This window comes from Nocardia yamanashiensis NBRC 100130, from assembly GCF_001613325.1.
Lineage (GTDB): Bacteria > Actinomycetota > Actinomycetes > Mycobacteriales > Mycobacteriaceae > Nocardia > Nocardia yamanashiensis.
Window position 1 is genome coordinate 336,580 of the sequence record NZ_BDCD01000017.1, and the last position, 26,850, is coordinate 363,429.

Below are 26,850 nucleotides of genomic sequence, written 5' to 3' on the forward strand. Positions count from 1 at the left end.
GCGTCAGACGAAGATTCGGACCGCCTCGACGCGATTGCCGCGATCGGTGAAGTCCAGCTGGGCGATTCCCCGCCCGGTCCGGGTTTCGACGGAGGCGGTGACGTGGCGGCCCGCCGCGATGGGCTTGCTCCAGCGCAGGCCCTTGGCGCGAGTGGTGAAGTCCTCCAGGGACATCGCGTCGCCGTCGGCCCAGACGAGTTTGGGCACCGGCGCGAGCACGGCCCGGGTGGCGGGCACCTCGCCGCGCGCGAGGGCGTCCAGCAGCTGCCCGGCGGCGCGCTTGCCGTTCGCGCCGACGCTGCGCATGCCGCGCAGGAAACCCAGTGCGCCGCCGACGCCTTGATTGCCGAGCAGCTGCGGCCCCAGCTTGGCCCCGGCCAGCAGGCCCTGCACGCCGGAGCCCAGGAGCTGCGCGATCATGCCGGGCAGTTCCCAATGCGCGCGCAGCACAGCGATTCTCAGCGCGCCGTCCACTTCGGCCAGGTCGTAGCGCAGGTGCATGGGCACGTGCAGGGTGACGCCGGTGGACATGGTGGTGGCGATGGTGAGGTCGCGGAAGACCGTCGTCCCGCACACCACGTCATTGGTGACGTCGAAGGCGATCCCGTTGGGCGCGATGAAGGTTTCGTAGAACCGCTCGATGGCCTCGCGGCCGATGTGCGGGCGCGATCCGACCGGGTCCTCGACGCTGCCGTTGTCCGCGAACAAGCCCACCCAGGCGGCCTTGTCGTGGGCTCCGACGGCCGCCGGGGAGGCTTCGACGGTCGCCAGCAGTTCGGCGGCAGTGGGTTTCGCGGGCACGGGTCCTCCAGGTGGTGAGCGAGCGCGCGCGATGATACCGGCCGGCCGTTCTGTGCGCAGGCGAATCAATGAAACATCAAGGGCGGGCGACGCCCCCGGCCCGTCGCCCGCCCTTGGTGTGGACCGCCGCTACTTGACGCCGATCGGCTTTCCGAAGAACGACGCGAACAGTTCGCCGAAGGTGGACAGCACCAGCTGCGTTCCGGCCGGATCCAGTGCCAGCCAGCCGACGTCGGTGGTGGAGCAACCCGGCTGCGCCGGAACGCCGTCCAGGCGATCCTTCATCCACAGCAGCGCGGGACCGACGCCGGAGATCTCGGTGGCGACGTGCTCACCGAAGTGCTCGCGGGTGTATTTCACATTGGCGGAGGGATTCTGGCAGTAGGTGTCGACCAAAGTGTTGACCTGCCCGACCGGGATCACCTCGTCCGGGTTGGCGTTCCACAGGTACATCGGCATGTCCGGCACCGACTTGCCCATGCGGGTCTTGTTCAGCACGTCCACCACGGCCGGCGCCTGCATCGGATCGCCGCTCGCGCCCAGCATGCCCTTCAGGTTCAGGAACGGCAGCAGCGAGGTGGCGTACTGCACGCACAGCCCCTGGTGCACGAAGGACAGCCCCTTGCCGAGCAGATCCATATTGCTGTCCAGGTACTGCTTGAAATCCGGGTATTCACGGCTGAGCCCGAGCACCGCGTGCAGCACCAGGCCCGAGGTCGCCTGACCGTTGGCCACGTTCAGCACGGTGCCGAGATCCGACGGCACGCCGCCCTCGGCCGCGCCGACGATATTCAGCTCAGGGGCGTAGGACTGCTTCAGCTCGGCCGCGTGCCCGGTGGCGATGGCCCCGCCGGAGTAGCCGTACATGCCGATGCGGGCGTCCTCGGTCAGCCGCATGGGCTGGAAGTTGCGGGTGGCGCGAATGCCGTCGAGGGTGATGCGTCCGGCCAAAGGCCCTGCGGCATAGGCGTTGTCGGGTCCCTGATGGTCCGGGATCACCACCGCCCAGCCCTGTTGCAGCGCGCCCTGCGAGATGGCGAATTCGGCCGGCGCGACGATCTGCCCGACCAGGGCGCTCGCGGACCACTGCTGCACGGCGTAGGACGGGGCGCAATAGCCGCCCAGCGAGTCCTGCGCGATCTGCATCGAGACCAGTTTGTCCGGCGCGGAACCGCGCGGCTTGAGCACGGTCGCGACGGCGGCGATGGCCTCGTCGCGGGTGTTGGTGGAGCGGTAGGACACCTGCCAGGCGTCCACGTTCAGCGGGATCAGCCCGAGGTTGGCGGCATTGATCTGCCGGGCGGCGATGATCTCGCCGGGGGCCTTGTCCGCGTAGAGCGCGGCGGCCGGGTGATAGAAGCCCGGATCCAGTTCCGGCGGTGCGGGAATGGTCGCCGCCGGCGCCACGGGCGCCTGTTCGGCGGGTTCGGCGGTCGCGGTTCCGGTCGCGGTCAGGGCCACCGCCGCCGCGGCGATCACGACCCGTAGCGCGCCCGGGCGGCGCGCCGTCTTCGGCTTGATCAACTTTCTGCCTTCCCAACCTATGTGAGACCACTGCGTCTCACATAGGCGAGGACTATGCCACGAACGTGACCTGGATCGCAACGACCGGGTCAGCGTGCCCCGCGCGACCGGCCGTATCGTCGGACGTGTGCCTGGGTACCGCCGCGCCGCGGCCGCCGTCGCCACCCTGGTCGCGGTGCTGGCCGCGATCGTCTACGCCGGGATACCGGTCTACGTGCACCCGCAGCTGGATCCGCTGCGCCCGGCCGACGCCATCGTGGTGCTGGGCGGCACCGCCTACGAACGCTTCGATCTGGGCCTGGACCTGGCGCGCCGCGGGCTCGCCCCGGAGCTGCTCATCTCCCGCTCCACCGGGGCCGGCGATCCGGCCATGAACCGTTACTGCGCAGGGCATTTCGATTTCACGGTGTCGTGTTTCGTGCCCGATCCGTGGACCACCCAGGGCGAGGCGCGCGAGATCGGCCGGCGCGCGAAGCTCAGCGGCTGGAAGCACCTGATCGTGATCACCTACACCCCGCACGTGTCGCGGGCGCGCTACATCGTGGAGAAATGCTTCGACGGTGAGATCACCATGGTGGCGAGCCCCAGCGATTCGGGTCTGGCGTTCTGGGCCTGGATGTATGTACGGCAGTCGGCGGGATATGTGCGCGCATTCGCACAGACCGGTTGTTGATCGAAACTTGCGCCCCGGCCACGCAATTGAGCGGTTACGATGAGCGCGGGTCAGCCGAAAGTGCGTCCGTCTCGGGGGTGGATGCGGGTGCGGAAGGATTTCCGGTGCGTATCGACGACTTGCGTTCGATCCGGGACAGCGAACTCACCACCGATGTGTGCGTAATCGGGTCGGGCCCGGCCGGGTCCACCCTCGCCGCCGAACTCGCGGGATCGCCACTGCGCGTTCTCGTTTTGGAAAGCGGTGGTTTCGAAATCACCCCCGAAACCGACGAACTCAATGACCTGGAGAATGCCGGGGCCGCGCGGGCCATGCCATATCGCAACGCGCGCAATAGAATTCTGGGCGGTAGCTCGCACACCTGGAGCGGGCGCTGCGCCCCGCTGGACGCCCTGGACTACCGGGCCCGGTCCTGGGTGCCCGGTTCCGGCTGGCCGATCGGACCGGACCAGGTGGAACCGTATCTGGACCGCGCCGCCGCGCACCTGGGGCTGGGCCCGGGCGGGCAGTTCACCGACGATCGCTTCTGGGAGCTGGCGGACCGGCCGCCGCCCGTGCCGGATCTGGACCTCCGCCGGCTGCGCCCGTTCTTCTGGCAGATCAGCAAGGATCCCGCGGATCCCTTCGACAGCAAGCGATTCGGGCCGCATCTGGCCGATATTCCGGCCGGTAATGTGCGAATCATCGTGAATGCCACCGTCGTCCACCTCGATACCGATCCGGTCGGCCGACAGGTAGTCCGATTGCGCGTCGTCGACGCCGACGGAAAACCGCGCACGGTGAATGCGGCGCGAATTGTGCTGGCCGCCGGGGGAATCGAGAATGCCCGGTTATTGCTCGCCTCCAACCGCGAACTTCCGGCCGGTCTCGGAAATCGGCACGATATGGTCGGGCGGTACCTGCTGGACCATCGATGCGGAGTGGTCGGCACGCTCGATCCGCACGGTTCCGCGGCGGCGCGCGACCGGTTCGGCAAATACGTGGTGAAAACGCGGGGCGGAAAACACACCTTCCTGCACGGCGTGGCATTGTCGCCGGAAATCCAGGCCGCCGAGGGATTGTTGAACTGCGCCTTGTGGATTCAGGAAGTGCCCGCCGAGGACGATCCCTGGGAATCGGTGAAGAACCTGCTGCGCGGGCAGCTGAACCTGCACGACGCGCGGACGGTGGCGAGCCATCCGGGACTGCTGCTGTCGGGGGCCAAACGGCGGCTCATCGATCACACCGGGCTGCCGCGCAAGCTGGAACTGGTGGAGCTGCGCTGCATGGTGGAGCAGACGCCGGATCCGGAGAGCCGGATCACCTTGAGCGACAAGGCCGATCGGTTCGGGGTGCCGCTACCGCGGGTGAACTGGCGGCTGAGCGCGCAGGAGGACCGGACGGTGCGGCGGGCGGCGGCGCTGCTGGCCGGGGAGTTCACCCGGCTGGGGTTCCCGCCGCCGGAGCTGCACGATTGGGCACGGGAGGGAAGTTCGCTGCCGGTGCGGCTCACCGACTGGGCGCATCCCACCGGCGCCACCCGGATGTCGGCGGATCCGAGGACCGGGGTGGTGGACGCCGACTGCCGGGTGCACGGGATGGAGAACCTGTGGGTGGCGGGCAGTTCGGTGTTCCCGACGAACGGGCACGCCAATCCGACGCTGACCATCGTGGCGCTGGCGGTTCGCCTGGCGGACCGGCTCCGCCACGGGTGACTACTGCTTGGGCAGGGGCAGGTCGATACTGCTGACCTCGGTGACCTTCCAGTCGTCCTTGGGATCGACGCTCACCGTGTAGTAGACGGTCGAGACGAAACCGTCGGGGCGCTGGGTATTGCTGGTGTTGACGTTCAGATAGACGTTCACCTTGTACGCGCCGTTGTCCCGGTTGACGATCTGCGCGCCGAGCGGGGTCGGGCTGGAGATCCACTGCAGCGGCACCATGAATTTCTGCAGTTCGCCCTTGCCCGCGTCGAAGGCCGCGCCCAGCTTCGGGGTGGTGTTCTTCTGCAGGCGCGCGATCCAGGCGTTGAAGTCGGTGTAGTTGACCGTCGAGACGCCCACCGCGTAATCGGTGGCGACCTGTTCGGCGTGCTTGTCGTCGGCGGCCTGGGCATCGCGATCGCGCAGTTCGCCGCGGGCCGAGGACCACAGCACCGTCATGGTGACGAGCGCGCCGATCAGCACCACGGCCGCCGCGGCGAGCGCCAGCGTGGAGACCTTCAGCTGAATGGTCTTGCCCTGCGGCTCGGCGGCCTTCGGCTCGGTCTCGGCGGCGGACTCCGCGTCGACCGCCCGTTTCGGTTCGGTGCCCTCGGACATCCGCATACCTTCCTCTACTACTTGACGTTGACCTGCACGCGCACGGCGTTGTCACCGGTATTGGCCAGCGCCTGGGTGATCAGGCCGCTGATATCGATCTGCGATCCCGCGGTGCGCGTCGAGTCCACCAGCGGGCGGAGTTGCGGCGCGAGAATCTGCAATTCGGGTCCCGCCTGCCGCAGCCAGTCGCTCAGCTTGGTCAGGAACGGCGCCAGGCCGTCGTCTTCGAGATAGACCTGCGGGCCGGGCGCGCGGTCCACCAGTCTACCGACCGCGTTCACCAGCTCTTCCAGGGACTTCTCGAAGCGCAGGAAGGCCGGGGCCGCGGCGGCGGTGGCCGCGCCCATGCCGTCCATATCCGAGGCCGCGGCCTGGAAGCTGTTGAGCAGCTGCGCGATCTTGGGCTCCCGGCTCATGATGGCCGCGGCCAGCAGATCGCCGGCCCGGGTCAGCGCCGGCATGCTGGATTCGGTGTCGTGGAAGGCCGCGCCGAGGGTGCTCGCCAGCGAGGCGGCCACCTTCGGGTCGAGCTGGTTCATGACCTTGTTGACCAGCCGCGACACCTCCGGAATGGACAGCGGCGATTTCACGGTCGCGGTGTCCAGGCGCTGCCCGTCGCGCAGGTAGGGGCCACCGCCGGTCTTGGGGCGGATCTCCACGTACGGTTCGCCCAGCGCCGAGAGCTGCTCGATGCTGATCACGCTGTCGGTGGGGACCTTGCGGTCCGCGTCCACCCGGAAGCCGACCTCGATACCGGCGGCGGTGCCGTCGATGGAGGTCACCTTGCCGATCTTCATGCCGGTCAGCAGGATCGGCGAACCGACGCTCAGGCCACCGGAATTCGACAGCACCATGGACGCGCGGGTGTACTCGGCGAACGGATCGGCGCGCACCACGCCGAAGGTCAGATAGCTCGCGCCCAGCACGGTGACGGCGGCGATACCGCCGAGGGAGGCCAGCGATCCCCATTTCATCGCACCGCTCCGATCACGCGCAGACCGGACAGAATCGCGGCCGTCTTGTCGTCCTTGGACACCGAATCCGCCTGCACCCCGGTGACATTCACCTTCGGGCCCTGCTCCACGAACGGAGTCAGCTTGTCCCGCAGCAGGGAAAGCAGCAGCGCCAGGTTCGAGGGCTTGGACAGGTCCAGACCCTGACCCGAAAGCGCCAGCGGCACAAAGGCTTGCGCGGCGGCATTGCCGGAGGTGGCGAGCGGCTCCAGCCAGGTCAGCGAGGAACCGAGCTGGCCCAGTGCGGTGAAGAGCCCCGCGACGCCGTTGATGGAAGCGGTGATGCCGGTCATGGCGTCCACCGATTCCTGGCTCAGCTGATGGTCGAGGTAGTCCACGCCGTCGTGCAGCACTTGGGCATTGGTGCCCAGGCCGTTGAGCAGCGAGTCCACCGCATCCAGATTCGCGGCCAGGTCCTGGAAGTTGGTCCCCGCGTTCTGGGCGATGCGCCGCGTCTCGTTCGGATCCGCGGGCAGCACCGAATTGATGCGATTGATGATGTCCTGCAACTGATTCACCGCCCCGCCCTGGGTGAAGGCGGCCAGCGCGGCCATGGTGTCCTCGAGCTGCACCGGCGGCCGGGTGAACTCCTGGCCGATGGTGCCGCCGTCCGGCAGCAGCTTGCCGAAACCGCCGGGCGGCGTGGTCAGCGCCAGGTGGATGTCACCGAGCACGGTGTTCTGCCGCAGCTCGGCCACCGTGGTGGCGGGCAACTGCACCTTGCTCGAGATCTCGGCGTCCACCACGACGTAGCCGCCCTTGCCGCCGGAATGCGCCGAATCCACCACGCGCACACCGGTGACCGTGCCGACCTGCGCGCCGTTGGCGATCACCTTGGCGCGGGCGGGCAGGTTCAGTACATTGCCGAACTCGATGTGGATGTTGTAGGTCGGGCCGGAAACCGACGTGCCGGGGACCGGCACCGAAGACGGATCGAACGCACAGCCACCGGCGCCCGCTATCAACGCGGTAGCCAGTACCGCCGCACCGAGGGCGCGTTTCGGCAGCGCCGGAAGACGCAAGGTAATGGTCCTCATCGCGCACCTGCCATTCCGACCACCAGCGGCACCAGTGGGATATCGAGGTCCGACGGCTGGGCGCAGCGGCCCGGTTGCAGCGCGTTCAGTGCCGCGCACGCCTGCTCGGACTGCTCCGCGGACAGTGCCACGCGCGGCGAACCGTAGGTCACGCCGGAGCCCATCATGTGCTCGGCGGCGCTGGTCAGCACCGGCAGCTTCTGCATGATCTCGGACATGGAGCCGACATTGGCGCGCAGCAGGCGCAGCAGCGGCATGGTGTCGTCGAGCGCCCGCATGATCGGATCACCGGCGATGGTCACCAGATCGTTGAGCATGGGCAGGGCCTGACCCAGCCGGTCGATCAATTCCGCACCGGGACCGAGCAATTCGCTGCTGGCGTTGTTCAGCGCCGGGGCCAGCCGCAGCAGCATCGAGCGCAGATCGCCCCAATGCGCCTCGACCTTCTGCCCGACCGAGGCGAAGGCATCGAAAATGCCCGCCAGATGGCCGATGTCGGCGTCCGGGGCGGACAGCGACGAACCGAGCTTCTTGACGATCGCGTTGATCTCCGGACCCGCGCCCGCCGTCGCCGCGTCCAGCGCGCCCAGACCGCGTTCCAGCGCGTCCGGGGCCTGCGCCGCCTGCAATTGCGCGGACAGATCCGCGAGCGCGGTCAGCGTCTCGGTGATGCTCTTGGGCGTCAGCGTCTTGGTGATGCACTCGCCGGGATTCCAGCGCGCGGTGTTCTTCCCGCTGAACAGCACCGCCAGATTCCGGTCCGCCACAATGGAATCCGCGACCGTGGTGGCGGCGGCATCGGCGTACACCGGGTACTTCGCGTCCACCTCGAACCCGACCGCGACCTTCGCGCCCTCGGATTCGACGGAGGTCACGGTGCCCACGGGGATGCCGCGCATGGTGACCTTGTTGCCCACGTAGAGGCCGACCGCGTCCGGCATGAGCGCGCAGTAGGACTGGGTCTTCTTCATCGGATCGAAGTAGACGAAGTACCCGACCACCGCCAGCGCCACCACCAGGACCGCGCCGGCGACCGACATGAACGCCTGTGAGGCGAGCAATCGCTTGAACATCAGCAGTCCTTTCCGGGCGCCGGGATGCAGATGGCCGGCAGCGGAACCGTCTGCTGCGACTGGTCGACGGTGACGCCGCCCTCCGGGATCACCAGTTCCGACAGCTTGGTCTGCAGGCTGTGCGCGGCGGTCAGGGTGGGCCCGAACTTCTCGCCGAGCTGTTCCAGCTGCTCGAGCGCGGCGTTCAGTTTCGGCTTCAGCGACTCGTCCCAGGCCGGCGCCGCGCCGCCCAGCCGCCCGACCACCTCACTGAGCAGCCGGATGGCCTCGGCCATTTCGGTGTGCTTGGCCTCCAGCACGGTGACCAGCAGGTTGGCATTGTCCATCAGGCGGCCGAGATCGGTTTTCGCGCCGTCGTACATGCGCACGTACTCATCGGCGACCGAGATGGCGTTCGAGACCTGGGTGCGCTGCCGATCCAGCGCGTCCACGTAATTGCCGACGGTGGTCAGCGTGGTGCGCAGGCTGTCCGGCGCGGTCTGCAGCGAATCGCCGAGGGCCGCCAGATTGCGGTTGAGGCTGTTGCCGTCCAGCTTCGACAGCGGCGCGGCCGCGTCCTGGAAGGTCTGCACCAGGCTGTAGGGCAGCCGGACCCGATCGGCCGGAATCGCCTTGTCCCCCAGGGCCTGTGACCCGGCCGGGAACACCGCGACGTAGTGACCGCCGACGATGGTCAGCATGCGAATGTCGAGGGAGGTCTGATCACCCATGAAGACATCCGAATCCACGGTGAACTTCATGATCACCTTGTCCGGCTTCAGCTCCAGGGACTTCACCTCGCCGACCGAGATGCCCGCCACGCGCACATCGTCGCCGGCCTTCACCGACTGCGCCTCGGACAGTTCGGCGGTGTAGGTGTGCTTGCCCAGCGGCAGCACGTACAGCGCGCCCGCGCCCAGCAGCAGCACCGCCACCAGCGCCGCGCCGATGATGCCGCGCCGCAGTTCCCGCTTCACCCGGGTGGGTTCGTCGATCACGCGGTCGTCGCCGAATCGCAAGCGGGGCAGTCTCATCCGTTGCACAGTGTCACCTGCTGTCCGCCGATAAGCACCTTCAGCATGCCGGGCAGTTCGGCGTTCCCCTTGCTGCACAACGGCTTCCAGCCGGACGGCCCGGAAGGCAGCGAGGCGTCCGCGGCGGCCAGCACGGCGGGCAGCCGGCCGAGCAGCTCCACCGCCTGCTTGCCGTCGGGGAAGATCTGCCGGATCAAGGTGTCCACGTCCTGGCCGCTGTTGATGCCGAGGGTGCGCAGCAGCGCGTCGATGGGCCGTAGCACCGACGGCGCGGTCGCCGCGAATTGCGCCAGCCCGCCGATGTTCTGCTGCAGCGCCTCGAAGATATTGCTGAGCTGGGCGAGCAGCGGCACCAGATAGTGCACCCGGCCGCTCAGGCGATCCGACAGATCCGACATATTGCGGATCAGCGTGCCGATCACCTGCTGCCGGTTGTCGACATGCGCGGCCAGCTTGCCGATGGCGTCCATGGCCGGGCCGACGCCGTTGCCGTCGCCCTCGATCAGAGCGACCATGCTGGCGCTGAATTGGTTGATGGCCTCCGGAGACACCGTCTGCAACACCGGCTTCAAGCCGTTGAACAGGCTGGTCACATCGAAGGACGGCACGGTGTGATCGATCTCGATGCGCGCGCCCGCCGCGATCGCCTTACCCGGCTGCGGCTGCTGCTGCAGATCGATATAGCGCTGCCCCGTGAGGTTCTGGTACCGGATCGCGAGCTTGGAGTTGTCGTAGACGGGTGCGTCGGTCTTGACCGTGAGGCTGACCTTGGCCCGGTTCCCCTCCAGCTCGATGCCCTTCACCTTGCCGACCTGCACGCCGTACATGCGCACGTCGTCGCCGACCTTGAGGCCGTTGGCATCGGTGAAAATCGCTTCGTGCGAATCGGTTTCACCCGAGACCGGCCGCTGGATGGCGGTCAGCACCAGCATGAGCACCACCACGATGACGCCCGCGAACAACACCAGCCGCCACGCCGCGGCCTTCACGCTCATCGCATTCCTCCCAGTAGCGGCGCGATGACCGCGGGCACGCTCTTCAGCTCGACCTCCACATTCAGCACCGGCCCCTGCCCGTTGTCGGGCATGGCGGCGCGCAGACGCTCCAGCAGCGTGCGCAATTCGGCCGAGGACTGCTGCGGGGCGGGCACCATCTGGGCCAGCGCGCTCAGCAGCGGCACCAGCGCGTCGGTGGTCCCGGACAGCTGAGTTCCGGCCTGGCCCAGGGTGTTCGCCAGGATGGGCAGCAGCTGCCCAGTCACGATGGCGACGCCCTTGTCGTATTCGGCCCGATTGGCTTGCAACCGCTGGATGCTGCGGATCAGATCGATGACCTGCACGGTCGCGCCCGCGAACTGACCGCCGCCGTCGAAGGCCGGGCCGAGTGCACCGAACAGCTGCGACAGCGGCATTCGCTGGTTGTCGGCGATGGTGCGCTGCGCGGTGATCAGCGCCTGGGCCAGCGGGGTGAGCGCCTGGGTGTCGGCGGCCGCCTGCGCGATGACCGAGGCCATCTGCGGGGTCAGCACCGAACTGCCCATCTGCGACATGCTGCGCAGAATCGAGCCCATGGTGGCGTCGTACACGTCGGCGGACTTGCGCCCGGTCAGGTCGATGACCGAACCGGAGCGCAACGGCGCACCGCCCGCGCCCTTGCGCAGTTCGATCTCGCTGATGCCGAACAGGTTGGCGGGCGCGTAATCCACCAGCAGGCTGTCGTCCAGCCCGAACATGCGCGAATCGTCCAGGCGCAGCGAAATCCGCTGCGTGCCTTTCTGATCCGGGTCGATGGCGGTGACCTTGCCGACCACCACGCCATTGGCCCGCACCTCGGTGCCCACCAGCACGCCGTCGCCGATCTGCTCGGTGCGCAGCGAAATCGGCAGGCCCGCTTCGGTCTTGTTGGACCGGTAGACCGTCCACACCGCCGTCACCGCGAGCACGATGGCCAGCGCCACCGCACCGACCGTCATCGCCTGCTTGCGATCGACGGCCACACCCGGCATTCCGTAATTCGCCATCCCCTACCCCGTGAACGTGATCGCCGAGTTGAAGCCCCACAGCGCGAGCGAGAGCACCATGTCCATGGCGATGATCGCCACCGACGAGGCCCGCACCGCTTTACCCGAGGCGATGCCCACGCCCTCCGGACCGCCGGTGGCGAAGAAGCCGTAGTAGCAGTGGATCAGGATGACGACCACCGCGAAGATGGCCACCTTCACCACGGCCGCGATCACGTCGAAGCCGGAGACGAACTGGAAGAAGTAGTGGTCGTAGACGCCCGCCGCCGACCCGTGCACCAGCGTGATCAGCCCGCGGCAGGCCGCGTAGGACAGGATCAGCGCGATCAGGAAGGTCGGGATGATGGCGACCGCGCCGGCCAGCACCCGGGTGGTCACCACGAACGGCACCGAACGCAGGCCGAGCGATTCGATGGCGTCGATCTCCTCGGAGATGCGCATGGAACCGATCTCGGCGGTCATGCGGCAGCCCGCCTGCGCGGCGAACCCGATGGCCGCGGCGATGGGCGCGAGCTCACGCGTGGTGGCGTAGGCCGAGACCAGGCCGGTGACCGGGCCCATGCCCAGCATGTCCAGCGTCGCGAACGACTCCACCGCGACCGAGGCGCCCATGACCAGGCCCAGCACGATCATCATCGGCACGGTCCCGCCGCCGACGATGATGGAACCGCGACCCCAGGTCATATTGGTGATGGCCCGCATGGTCTCGTCGCGATAGCGCTTGAGCGTCAACGGAATCGACGACAGCACCTGCCAGACGAAAGCCAGCACGAAGCCCAGGTTCTCCACCCGGCGCAGCACCAGACCGCGGCGGCGATAGGCGCGCGCCGCCCAGCCCAAACCCTTGGGCACGTAGGTAGCCGACATCAGGCCAGCCTCGTGGGCAGGAACATGGCGGTGATCTGCGTGGCGACCAGGTTGACGGTCACGATCGACACCACCGACAGCACCACGGCCGCGTTCACGGCATCGGCGACCCCGCGCGGACCGCCCTTGGCCTCGAGTCCGCGCTGGCAGGCGATGACCACCACCAGGAAGCCGAAGATGACCGCCTTGAGCAGCGACACCCACACATCCGCGGTGGTGGTGAAGGAACCGAAAGTGGCCCAATACGATCCGGGCGTCACGCCCTGACCGCCGATGGCGACCATGTAGCCGGCCAGCACGCCGACGAAGATGATGAGCACGTTCAGCAGCGGGGCCACGAAGATCATGGCGACCATGCGCGGGATGACCAGCCGGTGAATCGGGCTGATGCCCATGGTGTTCAGCGCGTCGATCTCCTCGCGGATGGTGCGCGCGCCCAGATCCGCGGCCAGCGCCGCCGCGCCCGCACCGCCCAGCAGGAAGCCGGTGGCCAGGGGCGCGCCCTGTTTGATGACGCCGAGGCCGCCGGTCGCGCCGAGCAGCGAATCCGCGCCCAGGGTGTGAATGAGGTTGCCGACCTGAACCGAGACGATGACGCCGAACGGAATGGCCATCAGGATGGCGGGAATCGCGGTGACCGTGATCAGCCGCCACGCCTGCAGAATGGCTTCTTTCCACTGGAACTGCCCACGCGCGAGATCGGAGAACGTGCCCGCGACCGCTTCCTGTGCGATGCCGGCGGCACGTCCGAAGGTGCGCAGCGAGGCCACCACGGTGCCGGAGAAGTTGTCGCGCACGATGCGGACAGCACTCTCTTGTTTGGTGACGAGCTTCAAAATTTCTTCTCCGTGATCGGCAACACTGCCTGCCATCAAAGCTAATGGTTACGCCGAGTTACAACAAATCCGCTCCAGGTGTGACACAGACCTCTCCGCAACTGTCCGGTACACCCGGAAACAGAGCTGGCCATGCGGCAGATCACCGATGTGACCAGGCATTCTGTAACGTGTTATCAGAGTGGATCGGCATGGACATGAGTTCGCACACGCACGCGGCGAACCCTTGGCCGAGGGGTTTTCCGGGGGTGAGCCATACCCGACCGACCTTGTTAGTGAACTGTCAGCTATTCAGAGGAATCCGCCGAACCCGCCCGTAGCCGGGCCCGCGGCGTGTTCACTGGGCCGCGTGGACGACACCGTCACCGCCGTCATGCACGCCGTCGAATCCGGCGACTGGGCCCGGTTCGCACAGCTCGTGCACCCCTACGTGCACTGGACCGAGGACGGCGTCACCACGCGCGGCCGCACCCGGGTGATGGCGCTGCTATCGGGCCGCGGCGTGAAACCGGCTGCGACCGTCGAACTGCGCGACGGGCAGGTCTATCGCTGGAACGCCTAGTGCGCTAAGGACTTACGGCCAGGAACAGGAAGCCGGAGAACAGCACCAGGTGCACACAGCCCTGCAGGAGGGTGGCGCGGCCCGGCACCACGGTGAGCGCGCCGACCACGACGGTCAGGGCCAGCAACACCATCTGCGTCGCGCCGAGGCCGAGCATGAGCGGGCCCTCGATCCAGACCGAGGCCAGCGCGATCGCCGGAATGGTCAGGCCGATGCTGGCCATGGCCGAACCCAGCGCCAGGTTCAGGCTGATCTGCACCCGCTCCCCGCGGGCGGCGCGCACGGCGGCAATGGTCTCCGGCAGCAGCACCAGCAGCGCGATGACCACACCGACCGCGGACGCGGGCAGGCCGGCGGCGGCGATGCCGTCCTCGATCGATGGCGACACCGTCTTGGCCAGCCCGACCACGCCGACCAAGGCCACCAGCAGCAGCACGAGGCTGATCAGCGCTTCTTTCTTGGACGGCAGATGCGCACGCTCGTCGTCGCCGGACTCCTCGACCGGCAGGAAGTCGTCGGGGTGACGGACCGTCTGCACCATGACGAAGACGCCGTAGAGCACGAGGGAGGCGACCGCCGCGAAGGCCAGCTGCGCACCCGAGAAGACCGGGCCGGGTTCGCTGGTGGTGAAGGTCGGCAACACCAAGCTGAGCGTGGCCAGTGTGGCGACCGTGGCGAGCGCGCCGCCGGTGCCCTCGGCATTGAATACCGCTACGCGCCTGCGCAGCGCGGCGACCAGCAGCGACAGGCCGAAAATGCCATTGCAGGTGATCATGACCGCGGCGAAGACGGTATCGCGGGCGTAGGAGGCGGCCTTGTCGCCGCCGGACAGCATCAGGGTGACGATCAGGCCGACCTCGATGATGGTCACCGCCACCGCCAGGATGAGCGAACCGAACGGCTCGCCGACCCGATGCGCCACTACTTCCGCATGGCTGACCGCCGACAGCACCGCGCCGATCAGGGCCGCGCCGATCACGGTGGCGGCGATCGGACCCGGCTCCCGCCCCCAGGAAACGGCCAGCACCACCGCCGCGAGGAGTGGGACGACGACAGACCACCAGCGCGAGAGAAGACCGACCATGATCTTCATCGTTCCAGCAATTCGGTCGCATCCACCGCAAAACGAGAGCCATCCCTCCCCCGCGCGGCGCGGGACATTATTCGATGGCGGCGGCGGCCTGCTCGAAAGCGGCTGCGGCGCGGCCGAAGTAATCGAAGAGCAACTCGCGCTGCTCCGGGGTGTACCCGGCCATGATCTCGCCGATCGCCCGGCGTGCCGGAGCCAGCACCCGCTCCAGTTCCGCGGGCTGCCCGACCGGTTCCACGATCACCTTCCGGCGATCACCCGGATCCGCGGCGCGCCGCACACAGCCGGCCGCCTCCAGCCGATCGATGAGCCGGGTGGTCGGTCCGGTGGTCAGCCCGGCCCGCGTGCCGAGTTCCCCCGGGGTCATGGCGCCGCGCAATTCCAGGATGTTGAGCGCGTACAGATCCGTGGCACCCAGCCCGACCGCGCGCGCACCCGCTTGGGCATGCAGCACCACGGCGCTCAGATAGCGGCGGAAAACCTCGTGCGGGCTGCCGGCGGCAGGCATTGACACGGCCGACTCTCCTCTCTTAATCTCTTCCTTAACGAAGAAACTTCTCCAAAGAAGAAGCATCTTCCACGCAGAAGACTAGCACGGAGGCCGATTCCCATGAGCACCATCGACGCCGACACCACCGCCATCCGCGCCCTGATCGAGCGCAGCCGCGACGCCTGGAACCAGGGCGACGGCGCCGCCTACGGGGCCTGCTTCACCGCCGACGCCACCGACGTCACCTATGTCGGGACCGTCTATCACGGCGGCGGCGAGATCGGGAGCGCGCACCAGGCGCTGTTCGACAGCTTCTTGAAAGGCACCCGGCTGACCGTCGAGATCCTCGAGATCCGCCGCTACGGCCGGGACACCGCGATCGTCGTCACCCGGGGCGAGTCCTCGAAGGGCAATCCGAAGAAGCTCGGAAAACTGGCCACCTACACGGTGATTCGCGATACCGACGGCCGGTGGCGGATCGCGGCGGTGCAGAAGACGCAGCACAAGCCGATCATGGAGACGGTCGCCTTCAAGTTCCAGCCCGCCACCCGGCCCGCCGCCCGCTGAGCGCGCGGCACACAGCGGATCGGATCCCGGAAACCCGGCCGGAGCTGGCATAGGCTGCCGGTGTGGACGAGACGACGGGCAGCGGCGCCGAGCCGGAGGACGGGCTACCGCATCCGCACGAACCGCACGACAGCAGTCTGGCCTCGCGGCTGAACTGGTTGCGGGCGGGCGTGCTCGGGGCCAATGACGGCATCGTGTCCACGGCCGGACTGGTGGTGGGTGTGGCGGCGGCGTCCACCGACACCTCGTCGATTCTCACGGCGGGCATCGCCGGGCTCACCGCGGGCGCGATCTCCATGGCGGCCGGGGAGTACGTCTCGGTCAGCACTCAGCGCGATACCGAGAAGGCGCTGCTGTCCAAGGAGCGGCGAGAGCTGGCCGAGGAACCGGAATACGAACTCGCCGAACTCACCCAGATCTATCGCGACAAGGGTCTTTCCGACGCGACCGCGCGCAAGGTGGCCGAGGAGCTGACCGCGCACGACGCCTTCGCCGCGCACGCCGAAGCCGAATTGAAGCTGGATCCGGACGATCTCACCAATCCGTGGCACGCGGCGCTCTCCTCCGCCGTCTCCTTCACCCTCGGCGCACTGCTGCCATTGATCGCCATTCTGCTGCCGCCGGTACAGTGGCGGATTCCGGTGACCTTCGTGGCCGTGCTGATCGCGCTGGCCGCAACCGGTTCGGTCAGTTCACGACTCGGCGGCAGCGACCCGAAGCGGGCGGTGCTGCGGGTGGTGATCGGCGGTGCGCTCGCCATGGCCGTCACCTACGGGATCGGGCAGCTGGCGGACGTTTCCGGGATCTGATCAGGGCTCGGCCGGGAACTCCGGTTGCGGTTCGGCGATCTCGGCCGGCGCGGGCGGAGCCGGCGGCGCGGGCTGCTGGGGTACGCAGATCCAGCGCGCGATCGGCAGCAGATCCCATTGCGCGGCAACGCCGTTCGTTGCACAGGGGGCGCCGAGCCGGGGTTGTTCGGTGGCGGGGACCGGATCGGTGCACACCCAGCCGCCGTTCGGCAGGGTCAGCGGCAGCAGCAGGGCGGCGCGCGAACAGCCCGGGCCGCCGATGGGGGCGGCGGCATCGATCGGGGCGATGACCGGCAGCGGAACCAGGGCCGGGATCACCACCGGGATCTCGACCGGATGCGGTGCGGCGGGACCTGGCGGAGTCACCGGGCTGACCGGCGCCACGCCCGAGGGCACGACGGGCGCGCCGGGAATCACCGCACCGGCCGCGCCGCCGGAGGGCACGCCCACCGTGCCGCTCGCCGGCGCCCCGGCGGGATTCGCCACGCCAGCGGGCGAATCCGGAAGGCGCCGATCGTCGATCGTTTCCGAATCGCCGGGCCGGTTCGAGTCGCCGCCCCGGTCGCTGGCGGTGGTGAGCAACAGGCCCGCGCCGATGGCGAGGACCATCAGCCCCGACACCAGCACCACCGCACCCAGACTGCGCGGAGTGATATCGCCGGTGCTGGAAGGCCGTTCGGGTTCGACGCTGCCGAGCATGGCTGTGCTCCTTCGGATTCCGGGCCGGGCGGTCAGGGAGCCGGGGGCGGCGGGGGCGGAGGTGGAATCAGGAACGGAATCAGGGGCGCGAGGATATCCGGGATGGGCGGGGGCGGCGGGGCGGCCGGCGCCGGGGGCGGGGGCTCGGGCGGGGCTTCCACCGGGGCGATATCGACGGGCTGGGATTGCGGGGTGTAGGCGGGAACGGGGGCCGGAGCCTCTTCGACCGGTGCTGGCGGCGGCGGGGGCGGGGCCGCAGCGGGCGGTGGGGGCGCGGCGTTCACCGGCTGCTGGGAAGAACTGGTGCCGGGCGTGGTGGTGACCGGGCCCGACGTATCGGCGGCGGGACGGTGCAGTCCGGCTTTCAACGGGCCGCCGATGAGGGCGAAGACCAGGCCGAAGGACAGGACGAGCAATACCACCAGCACTCGGGGCGACATCTCGCCCGACGCCATGACGCCGGGGGTGTCGCCCGTCTTGTCCGCGGCGGGTTTCTCCCGCACCGCACCGAGTGCCAAACCCGCATCCCTTCGCCTCGAAACCTGTGCCGCCGATCCGAAATGCTCGTCCTTCACGGACGGTACACAGGTTTGCCGGGATGCAGAACGGACTACACGGTACGGAATTGTTCCAGCTCAATATCTATCGATAACGATTGCTAGAAGATCGCCGAGGGCGTGCCGGTGAACCAGGAATTGGCGATGCGGACCCGGTGCAGCAGCCAGCGGCCGCCGTCGCGGCGCAGCTCCACGTCGTAGTAGTTCTTCAGCAGCGCGAAGACCGAGTGATCGGCGGTGAGCAGATGCTGCGCCTCGACCATGGCGGTCAGCCGAGCGGTGTCGCCGTCGATGACGATGCGCGGGTTGGTGACCTGATGGGTGGTGTCCACCCGCCCGGTGAATCCGCTCAGGATGGTGTCCACGATGACCCCGCGACCGCGCATGACGGGCACCTCCGCACCCCATTTCGCGGCGGCCGGGGCGAAGTCGAGTTCGGCGTCGGGGGTGAAGGACGACGCGAACAGTTCCTTGTCCTGCAGATCCTGCCCGAGGCCGAAACGGTAGAGGGCGTCCAGGATCTCGGCGCGATCGCGCAGTTCGCGGGCCGCGGCCGCGTCGTCGGTGGCGGACAGGGCCTGGGCTGCGGTGACGTACATGGTGACTCCTCGGTGGTTCGTTGACCGGATGAGTCCACCCTCCCGTGCGCCACCTGCGGCATCAATGCGAAAGTAGGGAACGGTCGTTAAGCCAGGCTTGAAGATGGGTGGCGGCATGCTGGAGCGGCACGAGATCGAGGTGTTCCTGACCTTGGTCGAGGAACTGCATTTCGGGCGCACCGCCGAACAACTGCACCTGTCCACCGCCCGCGTCAGCCAGACGGTGGCGAAACTCGAACGGCGGCTGGGGGTTCCGCTCTTCGAGCGCAGCAGCCGCCGGGTGGCGGTGACTCCGGCCGGGCGGGAGCTGTACGCCGATCTGCGCCCGGCCTGGGACCGGATCGGCGCGGCGGTGCGGCGCACCATCGACACCGCGCGCGGCCGGGGCGGCACGCTCACCGTCGCCTTCGTGGACGCCGCCACCAGCCAGCTGGTCGCCCGCGCCGCCGAACTGCTCCGCGCCACCCTGCCCGACTGCACCGTGCGTATTCGCGAAACCCAACCGGCCCAGGTGATTCCGGCCCTGCGCGCGGGCGAGGCGGATATCGCCCTCGGCACGCTCCCGATCGACGCACCGGATATCCGCCGCGGCCCGGTCCTGGTCACCGAGGCCCGCCTGCTCGCCGTTCCCGCGAACCACCCACTGGCGCAGCGCGATTCGATCACCCCCGCCGAGGCCGAGCGCACCACCGCCCTGGAGCAGCCCGCTTTCGCCACCACCACCGAACTGCTGGCCCTGGTCGGCGCGGGCCAGGGCACCCTGCCCGTCGGCGCGCACGCCCGCCGCTATCACCCGCGCCCCGATGTCGCCTACCTGCCGATCCGCGAGGCCCCGCCGATCGAATGGGCGTTGCTGTGGCTGAGCAGCAACGAGACCGTGCGCATCCGCGAATTCGCCAGCGCCGCCACGGCGGCCGCGGCGCCGGGCTGAGCCGACGATCACGGGACCGTGATGACGACCTTGCCGAACGGGTCACCCTCCATGAAGTGGCGGTAGGCGTCGGCGGCCCGGTCGAACGGGAAGACGCTGTCGATGACCGGGCGCAGGCCGTGCTCGGCGATGGTGGCGTTCATGGCCTCGTAGTCGGTGCGGCTGCCGACCGCGACCCGGCGGATGGAGAGATATTTGCCGCCGAAGATATCGGCGGCCGCGGCGGGCACCTCCGAGGCCTTCGCGCCGATCAGGGTGATGCGGGCGTCATAGGCCGCTGCCGCAACGGATTTCGGCAGGGTGAGCATACCGACCGCATCGATGACATGGTCCGCGCCGAGGCCGCCGGTCAGCTCCTGCACGGCATGCTCCCAGTCCGGCGTGCTCGCCCGATCCACCACCTCGTCGGCGCCGAGCTTGCGCAGCCGTTCGGCCTTGTCGGCGGTGGAGGTGATCGAAATGACCCGGGCGCCCAGCATTTTCGCGTGCTGGACGGCGAACAGCCCGACCGGGCCGGTGCCGACCGTCAGCACCGTCTCCCCCGGTCCGGCCGGGACCGGCTTGGCCACCCCGGACCAGGCCACCAGTCCGGCGCAGGTGAGCGTGGCGGCTTCCTCGTCGGTGAGGTGCGCGGGCACGTGCACCACCGACTGTTCCGCCAGCACGATGTATTCGGCGAGCCAGCCGTCGAAGTTCGCGCCGTACTGTTCGGCGGCCAGCGCCAGGGACTGCGGGCCGTCGATCCAATTGACGAAATAGCTGCCGGCCACCCGGTCACCGAGGGCGGCGCGGGTCACGCCGTCGCCCAGCGCGACGACCTCGCCGACGCCGTCCACCAGCGGCACCGTATCCGCTTTCAGCGGCAGCGGATAGGTGCCCTCGAGGAGCATCACATCGCGGCGATTGAGCGAGGTGGCCCGCACCCGGACCACCACCTGATGCGGTCCGGGGACCGGGATTTCCTGGGCGCGGCGGCTCAGGCCGTCCAGGCCGCGCAGCGATTCCACATGGTAGGCAAGGGCATTCATGATTCGTTCTCCTGAAACTGGAAGTGCGGGTGGCTACGCGGGGCCGATGTACTGGTGATCGCTGCGGATGCGGCCGTCCGCGTCCAGCGCGAGCACGTCGTAGCCCGCGCCGCCCTCGGAACCGTCGGCGGTGGAGACCATCAGCCAGCCGAGGCCGACCAGGTCGCCGGCCAGCCGGGCCGCCCGGCCCCGGGCCCGGAAGACGTATTCGCCCGGGGCGATGAACATTTCGTAGGCCCGGGTGACACGGGCGTCGAGGGCGTCGTGGCCGCGGACTTCCAGGTAGGGGGCCGGGAAGTGCAGGGCCGTCGCCGCCGCGCGGATCTCCTGCGGCGGGTCGGTCAGCACCTGGGTGCCGCCGGCGGCCCACAGTTCGGCGATCCGCTTGCGGCGGGCCTGCGGATCGGCCTCGTTCCACAGGGCGACGTACTCCTCGGTGAGGTTGATCAGGGCGTTTTCATCGAGTGGCTTGCTCATGCCGAGAAGTTTGTCCGGCAGGGGAACACGCCGCGATTCCCCGCAGGGAATGATCGAGTGGCCGCCTTCGTCATTCCTCGCAGGGAATCGCGGGACGGCTCGCGGTTCCGGACAGTGGAGGCATGACGACCATGGCGGTAGTGGAGGCGACCCCGTTCGCGCAGCAGTTGCGGCATTGGCGCGGAATGCGGCGAATCAGCCAGCTGGACTTGGCGATTCAAGCCGAGACCAGCCAGCGATACCTGAGTTTCCTGGAACAGGGGCGGTCGCATCCGGGCCGGACCATGGTGGTGCGGCTGGCGGAATCGCTGGGACTGTCGCTGCGCGAGCGCAACAGCCTGCTGCTGGCCGCCGGGTACGCCCCGGCATTTCCCGAATCCACTTTGGACGCACCGGAACTCGGCGCGGTGCGGCATGCCCTGGACACCATCCTGCAGGGTCATCTCCCCTACCCGGCCGTGGTCACCCGCCCGTTCGGCGTGCTGGTGGCCGCCAATCCCGCCTTCGAGCTGCTGACCGAGGATTGTGCGCCGGAACTGCTGCGGTCCCCGGTGAACGTGCTGCGCCTGGCGCTGCATCCGGACGGGCTGGCCCGGCGGGTGCTGAATCTGCCCGAGTGGGGGCGCCATATCGTCGACAGCCTGCGCAATCGGGCCGCGCGCAGTCCGGATCCGCTGCTGGACGAGCTCATCGCCGAACTGGTGGGCTATCTGCCGCCGGTCGATCCGGGCCCGAATCACATCGGTTTCGCGGTGCCGCTGCGCCTGCGGAGCGATGCGGGCGAGCTGCGCCTGATCACCACGCTGACCTCGTTCGCCACCGCCACCGACATCACCCTGTCCGAACTGCACCTGGAAGCGTTCCTGCCCGCCGATCAGGCCACCGCGGACATCCTGCGCGCCCGGTTCGCCGACTCCTGACCTCGGGATCTCCCCCGCCAATCGAATACTTGTGGCCGAATACTCGTAGACGTATATTTGTCTACGAGTATCGGAGGTGTTCGCGATGGCAGCCAAACGCAAAGTCACCAACCTGACGGGCCTGGCGGTGCTGTCCACCCTGGGTATCCAGCCCGGGCACCGCTACGAGATCGCCAATCGGTTGCGGCAGTGGGGCAAGGACACCGACATGGGTGTCAAATGGGGTTCGCTGTACACCGTCGTGGACAACCTCACCAAGCACGGGTTCCTGGAAGTCGCCGGCAGCGAACGCGACGGCGCCCGCCCCGAGCGCACCATCTACCGCATCACCGCGGCCGGCCGCGCCGAACTGGCCGACTGGACCCGCGAACTCATCGGGCAACCGGCCGCCGAGCAGCGCCCCTTCCGCGCCGGCCTGTCGGTGCTGTCGGTGCTGCCGCCGGAAGAGGTCGCCGACCTGCTCACCGAGCGAATCGCCAAGCTGGACAGCATCATCGCCGCGCATCGTGACCGCGCGGCCGCGCTGGCGGGCGCGCTACCGCGCCTGTTCACCATCGAAGACGATTACGAGCTGGCCATGCTGGAGGCCGAACTGCGCTGGTCCACCGCTCTGCGGGCGGAACTGCGCGACGGCACCTTCCCCGACCTGGAGAGCTGGCGCGCGTTCCATCGCGACGGCGTCATGCCCGCCGACTTCGCCGCGTTGCTGGAAGGGGGCGAGCCGGAGCAGGCGCCCCGGCAGGACTGATCCACAGACGAAACCGGGCCCCGGCGAGGGTGCTGCAACACCGCCGCCGAAGCCCGGGATAACACCGTCTCGAACCGCGTCCGTGCAGGCGAACTCGGCACCGAGTTTGGCAACTACAGGATAACTGGGTTCTCCGCACGCGTACCGGTTCGGGTTGATTACTCGAACCCACAGGGAGACAACCATGTCCACCATTCGTTCCGCCATCGTCATCGGCGGCGGCATCTCCGGTCCGGTGGCGGCCACCGCACTGCGCAGAGCGGGCATCGACGCCCGCGTGTACGAGGCGTACCCGGGACCGGCCTACGGCATCGGATCCAATCTGGCCCTCGCGCCCAACGGGATGGCCGCGCTCGAGCTCATCGGGGTCGCCGACGCGGTGCGCGCCAAGGCCGTCCCGCTCAGCCGGCAGGCCATGTCGGTCGGCAAGAAGATGATCACCGCACCCATGCTGACCGACGTCGAACCGCTGCGGCTGGTCGATCGGCCGGACCTGCACCAGGTGCTGCACGACGGCGCGGTCGCCGCCGGGGTGCCGTTCGAATACCGCAAACGCCTGGTCGAGGTGGAGGAGCTGGCCGACGGCGTGACCGCGATCTTCGCCGACGGCAGTTCCGCAACCGCCGATGTGCTGATCGGCGCGGACGGCATCCGCTCGGCGGTGCGCACCCTGGTCGATCCCAAGGCGCCCGGGCCGACCTACCTGCGCATGCTGGGCTTCGGCGCGTACACCGATATCCCGGACCTGCGCCTGCCCGCGGAGAGCATGGTGTTCGCGTTCGGGAAACGGGCCTACTACCTGTACTGGGCCATGCCGGACGGGCGTATCGCCTGGGGCGCGAATCTGCCGCACCAGCAATACCTTTCGCTCACCCAGGCGCGTGCGGTGCCGGCCGGGGAATGGCTGCGAATCCTGCGCGAGACCTACGCCGGGGACGAGCCGGGTGAGCTGCTGGCCCGCAGCACCACGCCCGAACAGCTGGTGACCATCGGGGCGCTGCACATCATGCCGTCGGTGCCGCACTGGTATCGCGGGCGCATGGTGCTCACCGGGGATGCCATCCACGCGCCCAGCAATACCTCGGGGCAGGGGGCGTCGCTGGCCATCGAGAGCGCCATCGAACTGGCGCGCTGCCTGCGCGACATCCCGGATCCGGAAACGGCTTTCGCCACCTACGAGGCGCTGCGGCGGCCCCGGGTGGAAGCGGTCGCGGCCCGGGTGGCGCGAATGAACCAGACCAAGGCCGCCGGTCCGGTGACGCGGGCGGCCATGGGCCTGGTGATGCCGTTGATGTTCAAGGCGCTCAACCCGGAGAAGACGTTCGCGCCCGAGCAGCGCTTCCGGATCGATTGGGACGCAACGGTGCAGCCGGTGCGCGCCCTGGCCTGATCCGCGCCCGCTCCGCCCGCTACCGGTGGGCGGAGAGGGTGTCCGGGCTGTCGGCCTCGTCCAGCAGCTTGGCGGCGATATTGTCCATGGCCTGCTCCAGCAGATCGCGATCCTTGGGATTGGTGACATCCCAGTCGTCGATCTGCGATTCCAGCCAGCGCCGCCAAGCGCCCCGGACCCGGTCCAGTTCCTGGATGCCCTTGTCGGTGAGAGTCAGTGTGCCGCCGTGGTTCCGGATGAAGCCGTCGCGTTCGGCCTTCTCGTACACCGGGGCCACCACCTCCTGCGGCACCCAATAGGTGTGCGCCACTTCGCTCAAGGTCGCCGCGCCGCGCACCTTGCCGAACATCCGCACCTGGCCGAGCGCCCACGCTTCGTCGCGGGTGAGGGAACTGCCCGCGGCACTGAGGATTTCCGGATCGGGCAGCTGATTGTCGCGCAGTTTGCGCAGCACCCGGCCGACGGCGCGCTCCAGCTGCACCACCCGATCGGAGGAATCCGGCATCGAAAAGCCTTCGCCCACATCGCTCGCCTCGGCCCGCGCGCTGTCGCGCAGCTTCACCTGCTTCAGGAACCACGCCACGATGAAGCCGAGCACGGCCACCGGCACCACCCAGCGGAAGACGTAGTCGATGGAATCGGCGTAGGCGGTGATGATCGGCGCGGCCTGCTCGGGCGGCAGCTGCCGCAGCAGTTCCGGACTCTGCGCGGCCTCCGGCGGCACCTTGGCCTCCATCACCGCCGCGCCCAGTTTCGGCGTGACCTGATTCACGTAGAGAGTACCGAAAATCGTTGTCCCGAAGGCGGATCCGATGGTCCGGAAGAAGGTCACGCCCGAGGTGGCGGTGCCCAGATCCGCGTACGGCACGCTGTTCTGCACCACGATGGTGAGCACCTGCATGGCCAGGCCGATGCCCAGACCCAGGATCAGCATGTACAGCGCCTGCTTCCAGAACGGCGTGCCCGCGCCCATGGTGGACATCAGGTACAGGCCGACCGCCATGATCGCGGTGCCGAGAATCGGGAACGCCTTGTACTGCCCGGTCCGCCCGACGATCACGCCGGACAGGATGGAGGTGCCGAACAGCCCCACCACCAGCGGCAGGGTGCGGATGCCGGACGCGGTGGCCGAAACCCCGTCCACATATTGCAGATACGCGGGCAGGTAGGTCATGGCGCCCAGCAACGCGAAGCCGACGATGAAGCTCAGGATCGAGCACACGGTGAACACATTGCTGCGGAACAGGTGCATGGGGAGCATGGGTTCGGCGGCGCGGAATTCGGCGAGGACGAACAGCACGGTCATCACCGCCGCCGTGACGAACAGGCCGATGATCATCGGCGAGCCCCAGGCGTATTCGTTGCCGCCCCAATCCAATCCGAGGATCAGGCAGGTGACGCCGATGGAGATGAGCGCGATGCCCAGGTAGTCGATGATCGGCTTGGTGGCCGCCCGGGTCATCGGGATGGTGCGGGCCGCCACCGCGATCATGACGATGGCCAGCGGCACGTTCACGTAGAAGCACCAGCGCCAGCTCAGATGGTCGGTGAACAGGCCGCCCAGGGTCGGGCCGATGACGGTGGTGATGCCGAAGACCGCACCCAGCGCGCCCTGGTACTTGCCGCGTTCGCGCAGCGGGATGACGTCGGCGATGAGCGCCATGGAGGTGACCATGAGCCCGCCCGCGCCCAGGCCCTGCACGGCGCGCGCGATGATCAGCAGCGTCATATCGTGCGAGAACCCGGCGATGATCGAGCCGAGAATGAAGATGGTGGCACTGAGCTGGAACACCAGCTTGCGGCCGAACAGGTCGCCGAACTTGCCGGACAGCGCGGTGGCAATGGCCTCGGCCACCAGGTAGGCGGTGACCACCCAGGCCATGTGCCCGGCGCCGCCCAGATCCGCGACGATGGTCGGCAGCGCGGTGGCCACGATGGTGGAGTCGAGCGCCGCCATGAGCATGCCGAGCGCCACGGTGGCGAAGATGATGTCGCGACGCCCGCGGCCGATCTGCGCGGGCACGGCAGGGACATCGGCGGTGGCGCTGGCACCCGTCATCGGCCCAGTATGTGTGGCTCACCAGCCTTGATCTGGCAACGACACGGTTAACTTCGAGCGGGGTCAGGCGGAGCGCACGGCGTAGTCGCCGAGAGACGGTTCGAGCAGATCGAAAGCCTGGTTGATCTGCGTGGTCAGCGCCTCGGCAATGACGTCGTTGGATTCCCCGGCCACGGTGCGGCGCAGGGTCTCCTCGAACAGGGTCCGATGCACACCGGCCAGCAAGGCGGCGGCAATGCGCGGGCCGAGATCGCCCGGCGCGGAATCGGTTTCACTCGCGAGGGTCTCGGCCAGCAGTCGCTCCCGCTCTTCGTGGAACTCGCGTAAACGCGCCACCAGCGCGGGACTTCCGGTGAGCAGCCGGGCGAATTCGGGCCCGGAGAACCCCGCCACCACGGCGTCCTGTTCGGCCGCCGCCCGCAGATAGTCCCGCCGCAGCGCCGCCAGCGCCGACTCCCCCGCCGCGCGGTCGCGCACGGTCCGCGCCAGGCTCGCCACGAACACCTCGTGGACGTCGAGCACCAGGTCTTCCTTGCGCGGGAAGTAGTTGGTGACCGTCATCTTGGCGACCTCGGCCGCTTCGGCGATCTCGGCGATGGTGACCGTGTCGTAGCCGCGCTCCAGGAACAGGCGGGTGGCGGTATTGGAGATGTTCTGCCTGGTCTGCTGCTTTTTCCGTTCGCGCAGGCCCGGTGGGCGGGTGCCGGTGTCGGCGGGGGGCGCACTCATGGCGACGACTATATCTGATTCCGTCCCAAAAACACTGT

Annotated in this window: 29 protein-coding genes; 9 read left to right on the forward strand and 20 right to left on the reverse strand. The window is 68.5% G+C overall.

Annotation, left to right across the window (positions count from 1 at the left end; genetic code table 11):
- Positions 1-3: 3 nt before the first annotated feature.
- Positions 4-801, reverse strand: coding sequence for a nuclear transport factor 2 family protein (locus tag NY1_RS20030; RefSeq protein ID WP_067715368.1), 798 nt, complete (start codon positions 799-801; stop codon positions 4-6).
- Positions 802-930: 129 nt separating this feature from the next.
- Positions 931-2,325: a lipase family protein gene (locus NY1_RS20035; protein ID WP_067715371.1), complete on the reverse strand. Its 1,395-nt coding sequence runs from the start codon at positions 2,323-2,325 to the stop codon at positions 931-933.
- A 166-nt stretch (positions 2,326-2,491) separates the two neighbouring features.
- Between NY1_RS20035 and NY1_RS20040 the strand changes: the two genes are divergently transcribed.
- Both NY1_RS20040 and NY1_RS20045 read left to right on the forward strand, forming a co-directional pair.
- Positions 2,492-2,998, forward strand: coding sequence for a YdcF family protein (locus tag NY1_RS20040; protein WP_439956027.1), 507 nt, complete (start codon positions 2,492-2,494; stop codon positions 2,996-2,998).
- Between the two features lie 104 nt (positions 2,999-3,102).
- The gene (locus tag NY1_RS20045) at positions 3,103-4,692 is read left to right on the forward strand and encodes a GMC oxidoreductase (protein ID WP_067715655.1); all 1,590 of its coding nucleotides are present in this window, start codon (positions 3,103-3,105) and stop codon (positions 4,690-4,692) included.
- Here the strand turns inward: NY1_RS20045 and NY1_RS20050 are convergent, their stop codons facing one another.
- From NY1_RS20050 to NY1_RS20090, 9 genes are read right to left on the reverse strand one after another with little or no spacing between them, the layout of a single operon-like run.
- Complete coding sequence (locus NY1_RS20050) at positions 4,693-5,298, reverse strand: hypothetical protein (protein ID WP_233434396.1); 606 nt, start codon at positions 5,296-5,298, stop codon at positions 4,693-4,695.
- 17 nt (positions 5,299-5,315) lie between these two features.
- A complete protein-coding gene (locus NY1_RS20055; RefSeq protein ID WP_067715375.1) occupies positions 5,316-6,272 on the reverse strand; it encodes an MlaD family protein in 957 nt (318 codons plus the stop codon).
- Positions 6,269-7,348: an MlaD family protein gene (locus NY1_RS20060; RefSeq protein ID WP_084535133.1), complete on the reverse strand. Its 1,080-nt coding sequence runs from the start codon at positions 7,346-7,348 to the stop codon at positions 6,269-6,271. The genes NY1_RS20055 and NY1_RS20060 overlap by 4 nt, the downstream gene beginning before the upstream one ends.
- Positions 7,345-8,421 carry an MlaD family protein gene (locus NY1_RS20065; protein WP_067715378.1) on the reverse strand — a complete coding sequence of 359 codons (1,077 nt, stop codon included), beginning with the start codon at positions 8,419-8,421 and terminating at the stop codon, positions 7,345-7,347. Before NY1_RS20065 ends, NY1_RS20060 begins: the two co-directional genes overlap by 4 nt.
- Entirely contained in the window at positions 8,421-9,434 is a 1,014-nt protein-coding gene (locus NY1_RS20070; RefSeq protein WP_067715380.1) for an MlaD family protein, read from the reverse strand. Before NY1_RS20070 ends, NY1_RS20065 begins: the two co-directional genes overlap by 1 nt.
- On the reverse strand, positions 9,431-10,429 hold the full coding sequence (locus NY1_RS20075) for an MlaD family protein (protein ID WP_067715383.1): 999 nt from the start codon (positions 10,427-10,429) through the stop codon (positions 9,431-9,433). The genes NY1_RS20070 and NY1_RS20075 overlap by 4 nt, the downstream gene beginning before the upstream one ends.
- Positions 10,426-11,454 carry an MlaD family protein gene (locus NY1_RS20080; protein ID WP_067715386.1) on the reverse strand — a complete coding sequence of 343 codons (1,029 nt, stop codon included), beginning with the start codon at positions 11,452-11,454 and terminating at the stop codon, positions 10,426-10,428. Before NY1_RS20080 ends, NY1_RS20075 begins: the two co-directional genes overlap by 4 nt.
- Before the next feature lie 3 nt (positions 11,455-11,457).
- Positions 11,458-12,321, reverse strand: coding sequence for an ABC transporter permease (locus tag NY1_RS20085; RefSeq protein ID WP_084535134.1), 864 nt, complete (start codon positions 12,319-12,321; stop codon positions 11,458-11,460).
- Positions 12,321-13,193 (reverse strand): ABC transporter permease, encoded by an 873-nt coding sequence (locus NY1_RS20090; RefSeq protein ID WP_067715388.1) that lies wholly within the window; start codon positions 13,191-13,193, stop codon positions 12,321-12,323. Before NY1_RS20090 ends, NY1_RS20085 begins: the two co-directional genes overlap by 1 nt.
- 313 nt (positions 13,194-13,506) lie before the next feature.
- Between NY1_RS20090 and NY1_RS20095 the strand changes: the two genes are divergently transcribed.
- Entirely contained in the window at positions 13,507-13,719 is a 213-nt protein-coding gene (locus tag NY1_RS20095) for a nuclear transport factor 2 family protein (RefSeq protein WP_067715391.1), read from the forward strand.
- Between the two features lie 4 nt (positions 13,720-13,723).
- Here NY1_RS20095 and NY1_RS20100 read toward each other — a convergent pair whose 3' ends face one another.
- Positions 13,724-14,812, reverse strand: coding sequence for a calcium:cation antiporter (locus NY1_RS20100; RefSeq protein WP_067715395.1), 1,089 nt, complete (start codon positions 14,810-14,812; stop codon positions 13,724-13,726).
- Positions 14,813-14,879: 67 nt separating this feature from the next.
- Positions 14,880-15,317: a MarR family winged helix-turn-helix transcriptional regulator gene (locus tag NY1_RS20105; protein ID WP_067715397.1), complete on the reverse strand. Its 438-nt coding sequence runs from the start codon at positions 15,315-15,317 to the stop codon at positions 14,880-14,882.
- Between the two features lie 102 nt (positions 15,318-15,419).
- Here NY1_RS20105 and NY1_RS20110 point away from each other — a divergent pair, with 102 nt between their 5' ends.
- Together NY1_RS20110 and NY1_RS20115 are read left to right on the forward strand one after the other, a co-directional pair.
- The gene (locus tag NY1_RS20110) at positions 15,420-15,866 is read left to right on the forward strand and encodes an SgcJ/EcaC family oxidoreductase (RefSeq protein ID WP_067715399.1); all 447 of its coding nucleotides are present in this window, start codon (positions 15,420-15,422) and stop codon (positions 15,864-15,866) included.
- 62 nt (positions 15,867-15,928) lie between these two features.
- Entirely contained in the window at positions 15,929-16,675 is a 747-nt protein-coding gene (locus NY1_RS20115) for a VIT1/CCC1 transporter family protein (RefSeq protein WP_067715401.1), read from the forward strand.
- On the opposite strand, the gene NY1_RS20120 is transcribed toward NY1_RS20115, so the two are convergent.
- The 3 genes from NY1_RS20120 to NY1_RS20130 form a co-directional block, all read right to left on the reverse strand.
- Positions 16,676-17,374: a hypothetical protein gene (locus tag NY1_RS20120; protein ID WP_067715408.1), complete on the reverse strand. Its 699-nt coding sequence runs from the start codon at positions 17,372-17,374 to the stop codon at positions 16,676-16,678. It lies immediately after the preceding gene.
- Positions 17,375-17,406: 32 nt separating this feature from the next.
- On the reverse strand, positions 17,407-17,892 hold the full coding sequence (locus tag NY1_RS44095; RefSeq protein WP_067715411.1) for a hypothetical protein: 486 nt from the start codon (positions 17,890-17,892) through the stop codon (positions 17,407-17,409).
- A gap of 140 nt (positions 17,893-18,032) precedes the next feature.
- On the reverse strand, positions 18,033-18,530 hold the full coding sequence (locus NY1_RS20130) for a nuclear transport factor 2 family protein (protein WP_067715414.1): 498 nt from the start codon (positions 18,528-18,530) through the stop codon (positions 18,033-18,035).
- Positions 18,531-18,633: 103 nt separating this feature from the next.
- Here NY1_RS20130 and NY1_RS20135 point away from each other — a divergent pair, with 103 nt between their 5' ends.
- A complete protein-coding gene (locus tag NY1_RS20135; protein ID WP_218028396.1) occupies positions 18,634-19,461 on the forward strand; it encodes a LysR family transcriptional regulator in 828 nt (275 codons plus the stop codon).
- Positions 19,462-19,469: 8 nt separating this feature from the next.
- Here the strand turns inward: NY1_RS20135 and NY1_RS20140 are convergent, their stop codons facing one another.
- Together NY1_RS20140 and NY1_RS20145 are read right to left on the reverse strand one after the other, a co-directional pair.
- Entirely contained in the window at positions 19,470-20,489 is a 1,020-nt protein-coding gene (locus NY1_RS20140) for a zinc-dependent alcohol dehydrogenase family protein (protein ID WP_067715417.1), read from the reverse strand.
- A 33-nt stretch (positions 20,490-20,522) separates the two neighbouring features.
- Positions 20,523-20,966, reverse strand: coding sequence for a hypothetical protein (locus tag NY1_RS20145; RefSeq protein ID WP_067715420.1), 444 nt, complete (start codon positions 20,964-20,966; stop codon positions 20,523-20,525).
- Positions 20,967-21,088: 122 nt separating this feature from the next.
- On the opposite strand from NY1_RS20145, the gene NY1_RS20150 reads away from it, so the two are divergent.
- The 3 genes from NY1_RS20150 (at position 21,089) to NY1_RS20160 (ending at position 24,024) form a co-directional block, all read left to right on the forward strand.
- The gene (locus NY1_RS20150) at positions 21,089-21,886 is read left to right on the forward strand and encodes a helix-turn-helix domain-containing protein (RefSeq protein ID WP_067715423.1); all 798 of its coding nucleotides are present in this window, start codon (positions 21,089-21,091) and stop codon (positions 21,884-21,886) included.
- Between the two features lie 85 nt (positions 21,887-21,971).
- Positions 21,972-22,634, forward strand: a complete 663-nt coding sequence (locus tag NY1_RS20155) for a PadR family transcriptional regulator (RefSeq protein ID WP_067715668.1) — start codon at positions 21,972-21,974, stop codon at positions 22,632-22,634.
- Between the two features lie 184 nt (positions 22,635-22,818).
- Positions 22,819-24,024 (forward strand): FAD-dependent monooxygenase, encoded by a 1,206-nt coding sequence (locus NY1_RS20160; RefSeq protein WP_067715426.1) that lies wholly within the window; start codon positions 22,819-22,821, stop codon positions 24,022-24,024.
- A 19-nt stretch (positions 24,025-24,043) separates the two neighbouring features.
- Here NY1_RS20160 and NY1_RS20165 read toward each other — a convergent pair whose 3' ends face one another.
- Positions 24,044-26,083: an MDR family MFS transporter gene (locus tag NY1_RS20165; RefSeq protein WP_067715429.1), complete on the reverse strand. Its 2,040-nt coding sequence runs from the start codon at positions 26,081-26,083 to the stop codon at positions 24,044-24,046.
- 63 nt (positions 26,084-26,146) lie between these two features.
- On the reverse strand, positions 26,147-26,812 hold the full coding sequence (locus tag NY1_RS20170) for a TetR/AcrR family transcriptional regulator (protein WP_067715432.1): 666 nt from the start codon (positions 26,810-26,812) through the stop codon (positions 26,147-26,149).
- Positions 26,813-26,850: the final 38 nt, after the last annotated feature.